This window comes from Parvimonas sp. C2, assembly GCF_035282405.1.
Lineage (GTDB): Bacteria > Bacillota > Clostridia > Tissierellales > Peptoniphilaceae > Parvimonas.
The window spans coordinates 358,364-372,744 of the sequence record NZ_JAYKBP010000001.1 but is presented as its reverse complement, the minus strand read 5'-3'; the positions used below and the strand labels follow the sequence as shown (position 1 = coordinate 372,744).

At 27.0% G+C, this 14,381-nt stretch carries 11 protein-coding genes and 1 pseudogene; 9 read left to right on the top strand and 3 right to left on the bottom strand.

Annotated features, from left to right (window positions below):
* The first annotated feature begins 1 nt into the window (after position 1).
* The 8 genes from VJI95_RS01765 (at position 2) to VJI95_RS01730 (ending at position 10,542) form a co-directional block, all read left to right on the top strand.
* On the top strand, positions 2-1,447 hold the full coding sequence (locus VJI95_RS01765) for a TrkH family potassium uptake protein (protein WP_323998706.1): 1,446 nt from the start codon (positions 2-4) through the stop codon (positions 1,445-1,447).
* 12 nt (positions 1,448-1,459) lie between these two features.
* Positions 1,460-2,080 carry a ribonuclease H family protein gene (locus tag VJI95_RS01760; protein ID WP_324010031.1) on the top strand — a complete coding sequence of 207 codons (621 nt, stop codon included), beginning with the start codon at positions 1,460-1,462 and terminating at the stop codon, positions 2,078-2,080.
* A gap of 3 nt (positions 2,081-2,083) precedes the next feature.
* A complete protein-coding gene (locus tag VJI95_RS01755) occupies positions 2,084-3,109 on the top strand; it encodes an L-threonylcarbamoyladenylate synthase (protein WP_324010030.1) in 1,026 nt (341 codons plus the stop codon).
* A 151-nt stretch (positions 3,110-3,260) separates the two neighbouring features.
* Complete coding sequence (locus VJI95_RS01750; protein WP_324010029.1) at positions 3,261-4,079, top strand: class I SAM-dependent methyltransferase; 819 nt, start codon at positions 3,261-3,263, stop codon at positions 4,077-4,079.
* Positions 4,080-4,101: 22 nt separating this feature from the next.
* Positions 4,102-4,575: a GNAT family N-acetyltransferase gene (locus VJI95_RS01745; RefSeq protein WP_324010028.1), complete on the top strand. Its 474-nt coding sequence runs from the start codon at positions 4,102-4,104 to the stop codon at positions 4,573-4,575.
* A gap of 231 nt (positions 4,576-4,806) precedes the next feature.
* Complete coding sequence (locus tag VJI95_RS01740) at positions 4,807-7,182, top strand: DNA internalization-related competence protein ComEC/Rec2 (protein ID WP_324010027.1); 2,376 nt, start codon at positions 4,807-4,809, stop codon at positions 7,180-7,182.
* Positions 7,179-8,225 (top strand): DNA polymerase III subunit delta, encoded by a 1,047-nt coding sequence (gene holA / locus VJI95_RS01735; RefSeq protein WP_324010026.1) that lies wholly within the window; start codon positions 7,179-7,181, stop codon positions 8,223-8,225. Before VJI95_RS01740 ends, holA begins: the two co-directional genes overlap by 4 nt.
* Positions 8,215-10,542 (top strand): heavy metal translocating P-type ATPase, encoded by a 2,328-nt coding sequence (locus tag VJI95_RS01730; RefSeq protein WP_324010025.1) that lies wholly within the window; start codon positions 8,215-8,217, stop codon positions 10,540-10,542. Before holA ends, VJI95_RS01730 begins: the two co-directional genes overlap by 11 nt.
* A 46-nt stretch (positions 10,543-10,588) precedes the next feature.
* Here the strand turns inward: VJI95_RS01730 and VJI95_RS01725 are convergent, their stop codons facing one another.
* The gene (locus tag VJI95_RS01725) at positions 10,589-12,031 is read right to left on the bottom strand and encodes a leucyl aminopeptidase (RefSeq protein WP_324010024.1); all 1,443 of its coding nucleotides are present in this window, start codon (positions 12,029-12,031) and stop codon (positions 10,589-10,591) included.
* A gap of 100 nt (positions 12,032-12,131) precedes the next feature.
* Positions 12,132-12,587, bottom strand: a complete 456-nt coding sequence (locus tag VJI95_RS01720) for a COG2426 family protein (RefSeq protein WP_324010023.1) — start codon at positions 12,585-12,587, stop codon at positions 12,132-12,134.
* 294 nt (positions 12,588-12,881) lie between these two features.
* Here VJI95_RS01720 and VJI95_RS01715 point away from each other — a divergent pair.
* Positions 12,882-13,307 (top strand): annotated as a pseudogene (locus VJI95_RS01715) (DDE-type integrase/transposase/recombinase); the annotation flags it as partial.
* Positions 13,308-13,554: 247 nt separating this feature from the next.
* On the opposite strand, the gene VJI95_RS01710 reads toward VJI95_RS01715, so the two are convergent.
* Complete coding sequence (locus VJI95_RS01710) at positions 13,555-14,340, bottom strand: Fic family protein (protein WP_324010022.1); 786 nt, start codon at positions 14,338-14,340, stop codon at positions 13,555-13,557.
* Positions 14,341-14,381 lie beyond the last annotated feature (41 nt).

Below are 14,381 nucleotides of genomic sequence, written 5' to 3'. Positions count from 1 at the left end.
TATGAATAATAGAATTATAAGATATATTTTGAGTAAAATTTTATATATTGAGGCAGGATTTTTACTTTTACCTGTTATTGTTTCTATGATATATAAAGAAAATTATACTAATATTTTAAGCTTTTTAGCGACAATACTTTTATTATTGTTATTTGGATATGCAGTCGGATATAAAGCAGATGGTAGTGGAGCATTTTACGAGAAAGAGGGATTTGTAATAGTTTCTTTATCTTGGATACTTTTATCTGCTTTTGGGGCAATGCCATTTGTTTTTTCAGGGACAATACCAAGTTTTATAGATGCTTTTTTTGAAACTTCTAGTGGGTTTACTACTACGGGCGCAAGTATCTTAACAGATGTTGAAGCACTTAGTCATTCAATGCTATTTTGGAGAAGTTTTACGCATTTGATTGGTGGTATGGGTATTTTAGTATTTGCATTAGCAATATTACCACGTTCAAATAGACATTCTCATATTATGAAGGCCGAAGTTCCCGGCCCGATTTTTGGGAAACTTGTTGCAAAGATGAGTTATACTGCAAGAATTTTATATAAAATCTATTTTGCTATGACGGGTATTTTGATAATTGTGCTTATTTTAGTCGGACATCCGGTTTTTGATTCATTTGTTCATGCTTTTGGAGCAGCAGGAACTGGTGGTTTTGGGATAAAAGCAAGTTCAATAGCTCATTATAACAGCCCAGTAGTTGAGATGATTTTAGCAATTGCAATGATAACTTTTGGAATTAACTTTAATTTGTTTTATATAATTTTAATTGGGAAAGCTAAAGATGTATTTAAAAGTGAAGAACTAAGATGGTATTTACTTATAGTTTTTGGAAGTGTGGTTTTAATATTTTTTAATATAAGGAATAATTACACTTCATATTTGACTGCAGTTAAAGATATATTTTTCACAGTCTCTTCAATAATATCTACAACTGGGTATGCTACTGCCGACTTCGGAAAATGGCCGCCTTTTTCACATTTTATTCTTCTGTTCTTGATGTTTACAGGAGCTTGTGCAGGTTCAACTGCTGGAGGATTGAAAATTTCAAGACTCATAATTTTGGTAAAATCATCAATTTTACAATTTAGAAAGGCAATAAATCCAAAAAGAGTATTAAGTGTAAAAATGGATAATAAGGCTGTCGGAAGTGAAGTTTTAGAAGAGGTAAGGGCTTATTTTGTAATTTATATATTTTTAGTTATTATTTTTACGATTTTAATATCTTTTTCAGTTCCTGATTTTTTAACAGCATTTTCAGCAGTAATGGCTACATTTAATAATATTGGTCCCGGAATGGCAGTTGTGGGACCTACGGGGAGTTATGCAAGTCTTACTGATTTTAATAAGATAGTTTTGTCTTTTGCAATGCTAGCAGGAAGACTTGAAATATTCCCGATTTTAATTTTATTTTCATCAACAACTTGGAAAAAGAAATAGGAGGAGATATTTTTGGTAAAAAAATATTATGCAGTTAAGGTTGGAAAATCAACAGGAATTTATAATAATTGGGAAGACTGTAAAAAACAAGTTACAGGCTTTTCAGGTGCAATTTATAAATCTTTTCCAACTTTAGAAGAAGCTAAAGAGTATTTGAATAATGGAAATGTAGAAAATAAAGTTAATAGCTTTAATTTAGAAAATATTGCAGATGATGAAATCCTAGCCTATGTAGATGGTTCTTATAAAAAAGATACTTTGGAATATGGATATGGAGTTGTCCTAATTTTAAAAGATGAAGTTATTGAGCTTTTTGGAAAGGGAAAAAATCCTGAAGTTGCAAAGAGTAGAAATGTAACAGGAGAGCTTTTTGGCTCAATTAGAGCTATTAGTGAGGCAATAAGGCTTAAAAAGAAAAAAATAACTGTTTTTTACGATTATCAGGGTATTTCATCTTGGGCTAGTGGAGAATGGAAATGTAATTTACCTCTTACGGTAGGATATAGAGATAAGATTAAAGAGTTTAGAAAGGAAATAGAGATTTTATTTGTAAAGGTTAAGGCTCATTCAAATGATAAATATAATGACCTTGCAGACCATTTGGCAAAAAAATCTTTGGGAATTGAAGAATAGTTTATGACTGAAATATTAAAACCGACAAAAGAAAATATAGAAAAATCTGCAAAATTAATATTAAATGATGAAATTGTTGCAATTCCGACTGAAACTGTATATGGTTTAGGAGCTAATGGATTATCAGATATTGCAGTTTCAAAAATTTTTAAGGCGAAAAATAGACCACAGGATAATCCTTTAATATTGCATATTTCAGATTATGATATGATGGAAAAATTGGTTTATGAACTAAATGATGATATAAAAGAATTTTTAAATTATTTTTGGCCTGGACCACTAACTGTTGTTATGAAAAAGAAAGATATAATTCCTGATGCTGTTAGCTGTGGACTTGATACAGTTGCAATTAGAATGCCGAGTAATGAAATTGCAAGAAGTTTTATAGAACAATGTGGTGTTCCCATAGCTGCACCTTCTGCAAATATTTCAGGAAAGCCATCACCAACGACTGCAGAAGATGTTTTTACTGATATGAATGGTAAAATTTCAGTAATCTTAGATGGTGGACTTTGCAATATCGGAATAGAGTCAACCGTTTTGGATTTGACTAAAAAACCTTATACGATTTTAAGACCGGGCTTTTACACTAAGGAAGATTTTTTGAAATATGAAGATGAAATTTTAATTGATGATGCTATTGTAACAGAAAATACAATTCCAAAATCGCCGGGACAAAAGTATAAACATTATGCTCCAAAGGCAAAAGTTGTGGTGATTGTAGCAAAAGACAGGAAAAAATCATCAATGGAGATTGAAAAAATATTAAAAGAAAATAAGAACTTGAAAATTGGAATATTTAAGTTTGACGAAACTATTTTAAGTTTGGAAAGGGAAAATATTTTATCATTGGGTTCAGTTTTTGACTTAAAAGAAATGTCTAAAAAATTATTTAAAGGTCTTAGAGAATTTGACGAAAAAAATGTTGATTTGATTATTGTTGAGGGTTGTGATGAAAAGGGACTCGGATTTTCAATAATGAACAGACTTAAAAAATCAGCAAGTGGGAATATAAAATATATTGATTAAAGAGCTTATGCTCTTTTTTTTATTGTGAAATAACAAGTTTTCTAAAAATTTAAAGGATATGAAGTATCGTAAAAGGATGGGATTCTTATCATAAATTTGTTTTTAAAATTATAATATGTTATACTATTTAAAATTTATCAGGAGGTTTTTTATGAGTAAGGATTTAAGTTTTGATGAAGTTATGAATATAGACGATGATTTAAAAAGAAATCAGATGTTGTATAAATTTTTTGATGAAGATTCAAGATTGAAAAGTAAGTTCGGAATGGTGGAAAAATTTACTACAATAAGAGAGATAGATAAAGTTATAAATTCTAATACTAAAATGCTTGATATAGGAGCGGGAACTGGAGTTTATAGTATAAATTATGCTGATAAAGTTTCTGAAATATACGCTTTTGAACCTGCTGAAAATAATTTTTTGAAATTAAATGAAAATTTGAAAAATTATAATTTTAAAAATATTATAACAAAGCAATTAAGTTCTTTGGAGCTTGAAATATTACCAGATGACTATTTTGATGTTGTACTTTTATTTGGTCCACTATATCATTTATCCAATAAAGAGGATCAACTGAAAACTTTAAATGATGTAATTAGAGTTTGTAAAAATGGAGCACATATTTTTATAGCATTTATAAATCACGATATGGTACCTATTACGGAAACAAACTATAATTTTAATTATTTTGAAAATGGTGCATATGATAAGAATACTCAAAGAGTATGGAACAGACCTTTTATATTCTTTACAGTTGATGAAAGTAAGAGATTGTTAGAAGAATCAGGACTAAAGATAGAAAGTATAATTGCATCTGATGGCTTTTCTGAATTATTATTTGAAAAAATTGAAAAAATGAGTGATGTAGCTTATGAAAACTATCTACAATGGCATTTTAATCATTGTAAAAATAAAGAACTTTTAGGAGCAACAAATCATTTGTTATTTGTTACAAAAAATATAAAATAGTAAATTTAAAGGAGTTAATAATTTGAAAGAATTAATTATTAAAGAAATTGTAGATATTAAAGAAAAGGAAAAAATATCTAGGGAAATACTAAATGATCTTCCTGAATGGTTTGGTATGCTGGAAAGTACGGAAGAATATATTACAGATTCACAAGACAAACCATTTATTGCATGTTTTATGGATAACGAGGCAGTAGGTTTTGTAGTATTGAATTCTACAAGTGTGGATTGTGCAGATATTTTTGTTATGGGTATTAAGAAAAACTATCATAGAATGGGTATTGGAAGAAAGTTGAATGATGCTTATGAAGAATTGGCGAAAAGACTTGGCTACACTTATACTCAAGTTAAAACTGTTCAGAGTGGATATTATAAAGAATATGATATAACAAATAATTTCTACAAATCTGTAGGATATAAGGAATTGGAAGTTTTTCCAACTCTATGGGATGAATGGAATCCTTGTCAAGTATATATTAAATATATTGGAGATTAGCATTATATGATATCTAAATTAAATAATTGAATATAATGTAAAAGGCAGTAAACGAAATTTTACTGCTTTTTTATTGTTCAAAATATGATATAATAATTATGGATTTATGCCTTATGATAAAGCTATAATTATTTCATCATAATTACCAAAATTTAATTATCAAAAAGGGATTATGATATAATAATTATGTCTTTATAAAAAATGATTTATGATTTTGTATTTGGAGGAATTATGAAAAGGAATATTATTTTTTATCTGATTTCCTTAATATGTGGAATTTTATTTTGTTATTTTTTAAAAATTGAACATTTTACAAAATTTTATATATTTTTGGTTTTATCAGTTACTTGTTTATTTTCATATATTTTTAGATTTAATAAAATAAGATTATTTCTTTTTATGCTTTCATTAGGTTTTTTAGTTAGCTTCTTTTCAGAGAAAGAAAGTAATTTAAAATCATTCTTTGATCAAGAAGTCTCTTTGACAGGAGAAGTTTTAAATTCAACTGCACGTTCTGATGGAGATGGATTCAGACATGAGGTTAGATTAAAAAATATTGAGAATACAGAAAAAACAGAGAAAATTTTACTTTTTACAAATCATAAACAGTTTGAAATTGGAGATATTGTAAGTGTAACGGGAAAACTTCGAGAAATAAAATCAAATGGTAATCCAAGACTTTTTAATTATAAGAGATTTAATTTGAAAAAGAAAATTTTTTCAAATATTTATTCTGATGATGTAAAAAAAATTGGGGAGAATAAAAATTTAAAAAGAGATTTTCATAAATTTGCCGAAAATGTATTTGATACTTTTCTTTCAACTGATAATTCCAATATTATGAAGAGGATATTTCTTGCAAATAACTATGATGCAGATTTTGAAAATAATATTAGAGAAATTGGACTTTCACATATTTTAGCTGTTAGTGGTTTACATATTGGAATAATATATTTAATTTTAAGTAAAATTTTAGTCATTTTACCAATAAAAAGGCTTTTTAGAGAAATTATAATTTTATTTTTTATATTTTTATATGCATATTTAATTGGTAATCCTGCAAGTGTTTTAAGAGCAGAAATATTTTTGTTTATCTCTATATTTTCATCCCTTTATGGTAAAGTTAAAGATAGACTCAATGACCTTTTTTTGACTATTTTTGTTATTTTATTGATAAATCCATATATGATTTTTGATGTTGGATTGTATTTAAGTGCATTTTCAGTACTGGGAATTATAAAAATTTTACCATATTTTTCAAAGAAGAGAGATGGTTTTATTCTTAAATCTTTGAAACTTACATTTTCTGTTATGCTTATAATTTTACCTATTATTTTATATACTTTTGGAAAGTTTTCAATTATTACCTTCTTTAGTAATTTAATATTAACACCGATTTTTGTAATTTGCATAGTTATTTCATTCTTTATTTTGCTATTTGGTTTGTTGAGTTTGAAAATTTGTGCAGTTTTAGGGTTATTAGTAAATAATTTATTAAATCTTATAAGGCTAAATGTTGATTTTTTAAAGGATATAAATATAAATATTACTTTTTATGAATATAATATAGTATTTGTAATTTTTACATATTTTTTACTTTTAGTTTATTTTAAAAGGAGAGATTTTAAGTATTTTTCATTTGGGGATATAAAATTTTTGACAACTTTTGTTATGATAGTTTTTGCTTTTTCAAATGTATTTTATATTTATAAAAATGAGGTAAATATCAATTTCATAGATATTGGTCAGGGAGATGCCTGTCTAATAAGAGGAAAACAGAATAATATTCTAATAGATACGGGTGGAATTACTTTTGGAAAAGGAGATAACGGAAAATCTGTTTTAATTCCATATTTACAGAAACATGGAGTTAAAAAACTAGATTTTGTATTTATTTCGCATTTAGATGCAGACCATTGTAAGAATTTAAGCTCTTTATCTAAAGAAGTGAAGATTAAAAATTTATTTTTTAGAAAAGACGGATATAGAGATTTTGTAAAAAAATATGGAGAAGTTAAGGCAGAAAATATTTATAATATTGAGAATAATTTAAAATTAAATTTAGAAGATGTAAGTTTAGAAGTTTTAAAAGCTAAAGATTCTACAGAAGAAAATGAAAGGTCCATAATTGTTAGAGTTACAGTAAATGGAAAGAAAATACTTTTTACCGGAGATATTGGAGCATTTACAGAAAATCAACTTATAAAAAATGATATAGACTGTGATTATCTGAAAGTTGCTCATCATGGGAGTAAAAATTCCAGCTCGCCTAATTTTTTATCAGCTACAAGTCCAAAAGCTTCGATAATTTCCTGCGGTTATAAAAACAGATACAATCATCCGCATAAAGATGCTTTAGATAGAATAAAATCTACAGGAAGCGATGTTTTTAGAACTGATTTACAGGGAAATATTATGCTTAGAATCAATAAATTTGAAGAAAAAATTGAAAGTTTTAGAGAAATTGATGGAAATTTATTTGGATTACTGAATTTCTATTTTATGGATGTTTTAAATATTACAATGTATTTATTTGCATTTTTTGTTTTAGTTAAAATAAAAAATGATTCAATTATAGATTTAGACTTTATTAAGGAGGAACTATGAATTATACACAAGCTATGAAGTTGCTTGATAACGGAGAACTTAATGGTATATATGTTTTGAGTGGAGAAGAAATTTTTTTGATAGATAGATTTGTAGAATTATTTAAAGAGAATATTGTTTCAAAAGATTTTTTTGATATGAATTATATCGAATATGATTTTTCAAAAATTGATTTGCAGAAGTTAAAGATTGATTGTGAAACAGCTCCATTTTTTAGTAATAAAAGACTTATTATTGTAAATGATGTAAATCTTTCAAAAAATGGAATTTCTATGTATAAAAACTTTTTTGAAGAGATGTATGATTATATAGATAAAATTCCTAATACAACTGTTCTTCTTTTTGTGATGAAGGGAAGTCTTGCTTATCGTGGTAAATTTTATAAACAAATTTCAATTTTAGGTCATAATATTGAACTTGTAAGGTTTAATGAGATTGAACTTTTTAAATTTATTAAAAAAAGATTTGTTTCAAAAAATATCGAAGTTAAAGATAATGTATTGAAATATATTATCGATAGAATTGGGTATTTAGATAGTAGCAGAGAAAAAAATCTTTACGATGTAGAAAATGAAGTAAATAAACTTCTTAACTCTTTTTCTAAAGATGTTTTAGATTTTAAAGATGTTGATGAAATTTTGGTTGATAAATTTGAAAATAGTATTTTTAAATTACTTGATATGATTTCTAAAAAAGATTATAAAAGTTCAATTAAAATTTTAATTGAATTAAAAAAATCAGGAGAAGACTCTTTTTCTACATTTTATATGATTGTGAGATATATAAGAAATCTTTTAGGAGTAAAAGTTTTGAAACTAAAACAAAAACATATAGACTATATTTCAAAAGAGCTAAAAATTTCAAACTATGAATGTAAAAAATTGTATTTTGCTTGTGATAATTTTTCTCTAGAAACCCTATGTGATTATATTGATTTAACATATTCTGTAGAATCTGATATAAAGACAAAGAACAGGGATATAGATTTATTGTTGGAGCTTTTAATTTCAAAAATGTCATTAGGAGGTGCTTTTGTTGAGTAAAAAGGTTAATATTTTTGTTGACGGAATGACTTGTCAAGCTTGTTCAATGAAAGTTGAAAAGGGGCTATCAAAACTTAAAATAGTAGAAGAGGTCTCTGTAAATCTTATGAGCAAAACTGTTACAGTATCCGTTGAAGATGGAGCAAAAGTTGAAGGCCTTATTGGAGTTATAAAGAGACTTGGATATAAACCGAAAAGAGATGAATTAAAAATTGAAAAGAGCAGTATCAAAGTTGAAGATGTTGAAAAAATAATTTCTGAGTTAAAAGAAAAAGATACAGTTTTAGTAAAAGATGAAGATGATATTTTAAAAGTAAAATACTTAAAAGATGTTGTATCTCTAGAGGAAATAAACGCAATTTTAGAGAAATATAAAATTTCGGTTAAAAAAGAAAAAAAGCAAAGACAAAATATATATGAAGATGAAATTAAGGACTTAAAAAAAGATTTAATCATTTCAATAGTATTTAGTGTTCCACTTATGGTTTCAATGTTTTTCCATATGTTTAATTTGCATAAATTTATGTTAAATGGATATATTCAATGGGCTTTGGCAAGCGTTGTTCAATTTTATGTAGGAAAAAGATACTATATAAATGCCTATAGAAATTTGAAGAATAAAAGTACCAATATGGATGTTTTAATAGCTTTTGGAACTTCTATGGCGTATTTTTATTCAGTTTATAAAGTTTTAATCGGAAGTGTTGATGTTTATTTTGACAGTTCTGCAATGATTATAACCTTAATCTTACTTGGTAAATTTTTTGAAGCTAATGCAAAGTCAAATACTTTCGGTGCAATTATGAAATTGATGGATTTGAAAGCTGATTATGCAATTGTAATTGAGGGAGATAAGGAAGTTAAAAAGAATATTGAAGATGTGAAAATTGGAGATATTGTTTTAGTTAAACCTTATGAAAAAATTCCTGTTGATGGTGTTATTATTTCTGGGAATAGTTCTGTAAATCAAGCTATGATTACTGGGGAATCAGTTCCTGTAGAAAAAAATATTGGAGATACTGTTATCGGTGCGACAAATAATATTGAGGGAATTTTAAAAATTGAAGTAAAGAGTACAGTAGAAAATTCTGTATTATCTAAAATACTTGATTTAGTTCAAAATGCTCAGACAAAAAAAGCCCCTGTTCAAAGACTTGCAGATAAAATTTCAAGTTATTTTGTACCGGGTGTAATCTTGTCATCATTAGCTACTTTAGTAATTACTTATATTGTTTCGAAAGATTTTACAACAAGCTTATTAAATAGCTGTGCAGTAATGGTTATAGCCTGCCCTTGTTCACTCGGATTGGCAACACCAACAGCGATTATGTCAGGAACAGGAGTCGCTGCACAAAATGGAATTTTGATAAAGAGTGGGGAAGTCTTAGAAAAAATTCATAAAATGGATAGTATTATTTTTGATAAAACCGGAACATTAACTACTGGAAAATTAAAAGTTGTTGAAATAAAAAATAATACTGATTTAGCAGAAGAAGATTTCTTAGGTATAATATATTCTTTAGAAAAGAATACCGATCATCCTATCGCAAAATCTATTATAAACTGCTGCAAAGAAAAAAATGTAAGCGAATTGGAAATTTCAGACTTGAAAGTTATTGCTGGAATGGGTGTTCAAGCAGTTTACAATGATAAAGAAATTTTGATTGGAAAGAGAAAATTTATTGAAGAAAAACTTGGTAAATTGGAGTTAAATATAGAAAATGAATTATTAACAATCTTTATTTCTATAGGAAATGAATTTGCAGGTTTTGTAGTTTTAGAGGATGAAATTTCAAGTAATGCATTTGAAATAATTAAGAGATTAAAAGAAAAAAATATTGATGTTTATATGATAACCGGAGATAGTGAAGTTGTAGCTAGAAAAGTTGCAACTAAACTTGGAATTGAAAATGTGCTTTATGAGGTTATGCCAAATGAAAAATCTCAAAAAGTTTTAGAATTGCAAAAACAAGGAAAAATTGTTGCGATGGTAGGGGATGGAATCAATGACGCACCGGCTCTCGCAAGTGCTGATATAAGTTTTGCAATGGGAACCGGAACAGATATTGCAATGGAAACTTCAGATATTACTTTGATGAATGGGAATTTAAACACACTTTTAAATTCAATCAATATAAGTGAACAAACTCTTAAAATAATCAAACAAAATCTATTCTGGGCGTTTTTCTATAATATTATTGCAATTCCATTTGCCGCTTTTGGGTACTTAAATCCAATGCTTGCAGGATTTACAATGAGTTTTAGCTCAGTAAGTGTTGTTTTAAACAGTTTAAGATTAAAAAGATATAAATTTTAGAAAAAATGGTATGCTTTAAAAAAGCATACCATTTTTAAATTCTTAATTATTTTTTATTGTATTTTTTTACAAAATTGTAAAGTGTTTTTACTGGAGTACCACTTGCTCCTTCAGGATTTGTTCCCCAAGCTGAATTTGAGTATGAAGGACCTGCAATGTCTAAATGAACCCAAGGAGTATTTTCAACAAAGTGTTCTAAGAAAACTCCTGCAGTAATTGCTCCGCCAGTTCCGGGAGCAGTTACATTTAATAAATCTCCAACTTTTCCTTTTACACTTTCTTTATGTTCTTCATAAACAGGAAATCTCCATAAGTATTCACCCATAAAGTCTGCTGATTCCTTAATTTTTGCAAAAACCTCATCACTATTACTTACAGCTCCAATAACTCTTGAACCCAAGGCTTGAATACAAGCACCTGTTAAAGTTGCTACATCAATTATACATTCAGGGTTTAATTTTGATGCTCCATAGTAAATAGCATCAGCTAAAGTCAATCTTCCTTCAGCATCAGTGTTAATTACTTCAATAGTTGAACCTTTCATTGAAGAAATTATATCTCCATTTCTGTAAGCATGTCCGTTAATCATATTTTCACAAGATGCAACAAGTGCGATTACATTTCTTTGAACTTTCATTTTTCCTACTGCATACATTGTTGAAATAACAGAGGCACTTCCACCCATATCAGTTTTCATAGTAACCATTCCTGTAGCAGGTTTGATTGCATATCCACCTGAATCATAAGTTAAGCCTTTACCAACTAAAACAATAGGTTTTTCATCTTTGTTTGGTAAATGTTTCATAATTATAAATTTAGGGGGTAGATCACTACCTTGTGCTACTGATAGAAAAGCATCCATTTTTAAAGATTCAATTTGTTTCTTTTCTAGAACTTCAACTTCTACACCAACTTTTTCAAGTTCTTCTTTTGCAAATTTTGCTAAGGTTTCAGGATAAATATCATTAGCAGGTCTATTTACAAGATCTCTACACATAAACACTGCTTCCATTATTGCTTCAATTTCTTTTATTCCACTTTCTACATGTTCTATTTTATCTTCTAAGACAGTAAAGAATACTTCACATTCAAATTTGTCTTTTTTTTCTTTTAGGAAGTTGTCAAAAGCATAGTTAACATTTATAATACCTTCAATCATTGCTTGAGCAGTTAATTTATAACAAATACCATCAAACTTTTTGATTTCAATATTGCATGATTTTATTTTATTAGCTTTTAAAATTTTTCCAAGAGAAAGGAAAGCTCTTCTGATGTTTTCAAGAGAATTTTCTTTTTCTTTTCCTAAACCTAATAAAATTACATTTTCAGAATTTGGACCTAGATTTGAAAAAACTTCGCCTCTTTTTCCGTTAAAAAGTTTGTTTTCTTTTACATAAGCTTTTAGTTCTTCACTTATTCCGCAAATATCATTTCCATCAAATAAAGTAATAACTTTAACTATTCCGGAATTGCCAATTTTAAATTTCATACACTACCTCCAAAATTAAATTAGATAAAAATTATCTTACCTATATAATAACTAAAAATTAGATTTTTTGCAATAGAAAAGGACAACTGAGTTGTCCAATTTAAAAAATATTAAAACTAATTGTAGCCATAATTATTCCTGATATAATTAATCCCATAATAGCCGCTAAAAAACTTGTTTTAAAATCAATATCTAAAATACTTGCAGCAAGCATTCCTGTATAGGCACCGGTTCCCGGAAAAGGAATGCCTATAAAAACCGCAAGTGCAATTAAAATTCCACTTTTTCCTGATTTTTTTAAAATTTTTTCTCCCGCTCTATGACCTTTTAATAAAAGTTTCTTACAAAACTTGCCAATATATCTTTTATGTTCGCCCCAAATTAAAATCTTTTTAGCAAGAAAGTAAACAAATGGCACTGGGATTAAATTTCCTATTAGTGCAATTATATATGAACTTAAAATAGGAAGTCCCATAGCTTGAGAATATGGAATTGCTCCTCTTAGTTCTATAATAGGTACCATTGAAATTAATAAAACTAACAAATATTTTATCATTATCTCTCCTTGAATCTTTTTTAATAATGTATATATTCTACCATAAAAATGAAATAAAAGAAATATAAAAAAACTTTAAAAAATGTTGTGAGATACTACATATGTGACAAAAAAATAAAAAAATAGGAAGCTATCTGATAAAATAATAGTAACAAAAAAACAAATTATCAGAAAGAAAGGCCTCCTATGAAAATAATTATACCAGAAGAGATGAGGTTTCATCAAAAAAGTAGTAGAATATGCAATAAAATATGGAAATAATGCAAAAGCAACAAGAAGATATGATACAAGTAGGCAACTCGTGAAAGATTTATTTATCCTTTTAAGGAACAATTTTCTTATAGTACTGTTACTTTTGTTAAAATGGCTATTAAACACTTTGGTTATATTCCTGAAATTATTCAAACCGATAATGGCTTTGAATTTACACATTTTAAAGATACTAAAAGAGTTCATCCTTTTGACAAACTATGTAATGAATTGGGTATTAAACATCAATTAATCAGACCTAGAACGCCTAGACATAATGGTAAGGTTGAAAGAAGTCATAGAAATGGCAATGAAAGATTTTACAGTAATTTATCTTTTTATTCTTATGAAGATTTGATTGCTCAAATGAAAAAATATCTCTATAAATCTAATAGACTACCTATGCAAACTTTAAATTGGCTTTCGCCTATTGAAAAATGTAAAGAATTATTAGAATTAAAGGAGAATTAATTCTCCTTTAATTCTAACATACAGGTTATATTTTTTTATATTTTTTGGTCTCACATCATTTACAAATGTATAGAAGTATTTTTTTACTTCTCATTAATTTATTTTTTATTATTCTAATTATTTTATAAAGCTAACAGTTCAGCCCACTTTTCCATTATGTTTGCATTGACTTACCCACCAACCTTTATATCCATTTTTCCAATAAACACTATTTTCGTTTGCTGTATGATTAAATAAAAAATAAAAACTAAAATTCTATTTCTTTTTCTATTTCATTATCCTTTAAAAATTCTATTTCTTTTTCATATTCTAAAAGTATCTTATATTCTTTTTCTATTAAAAAAGTTATAAAGTCTTTTAAACTTCTCATATTTTTGTTCTTTCCATAGAAATCTAAAAATTCATAGTACTTATTTCTCTCTTCAGGATTTATTGATATAGGTTTGAATCCATTTTTCATTAGACAATAATTCATTAAAAGTCTTGATGTTCTTCCATTTCCATCATTAAAAGGATGAATCCTTACAAATTCTGCATGTGTAAAACTTGCAAGTTCTATTGGGTTTAAATTTTTTTTATTATTTTCATAATCAAAAATAAAGTTTTTCATTTCCTCTCTTACTTTTGTAAATTCTGGAGGGCTAAAAGACGCACCTGTTATTTTCACATTTACATTTCTATATATCCCACCTTGAAAAATGTTTTGCACCACTATTTCATGTATATCTTTTATCTTTTCTTCAGTTAATTCATCACCTTTTTTTATCATCTCTTTTATAAATTCAAAAGCATTTTTATTATTTATGACTTCATAAATTTCTCTAAGTTCTTTTCCAGCAACAGAATAACCATCTTCTAATATAGTCTTAACTTCAAATATCGATAGTGTATTCCCCTCAATTTTTGTGCTTTCATGTGTAAATTTAAGTTCAAAATCTTTATCTATTTGACTATATACACTTATTAATTTTTCATTTTTAAAAGTATTTATGTAGTCGTTTAATTCTTTTATTTTTTGAAAATCTATTTTCATTTTTTATATACACCACCTTCTTTTTTATATAATTATACCAT

Coding starts and splice junctions, on each gene's coding strand:
- VJI95_RS01720 (WP_324010023.1), bottom strand. CDS start 12,587: ATGATAAAATATTTGTTAGTTTTATTAATTTCAATGGTACCTATTATA.
- VJI95_RS01740 (WP_324010027.1), top strand. CDS start 4,807: ATGAAAAGGAATATTATTTTTTATCTGATTTCCTTAATATGTGGAATT.
- VJI95_RS01755 (WP_324010030.1), top strand. CDS start 2,084: ATGACTGAAATATTAAAACCGACAAAAGAAAATATAGAAAAATCTGCA.
- VJI95_RS01750 (WP_324010029.1), top strand. CDS start 3,261: ATGAGTAAGGATTTAAGTTTTGATGAAGTTATGAATATAGACGATGAT.
- holA (WP_324010026.1), top strand. CDS start 7,179: ATGAATTATACACAAGCTATGAAGTTGCTTGATAACGGAGAACTTAAT.
- VJI95_RS01725 (WP_324010024.1), bottom strand. CDS start 12,031: ATGAAATTTAAAATTGGCAATTCCGGAATAGTTAAAGTTATTACTTTA.
- VJI95_RS01710 (WP_324010022.1), bottom strand. CDS start 14,340: ATGAAAATAGATTTTCAAAAAATAAAAGAATTAAACGACTACATAAAT.
- VJI95_RS01765 (WP_323998706.1), top strand. CDS start 2: ATGAATAATAGAATTATAAGATATATTTTGAGTAAAATTTTATATATT.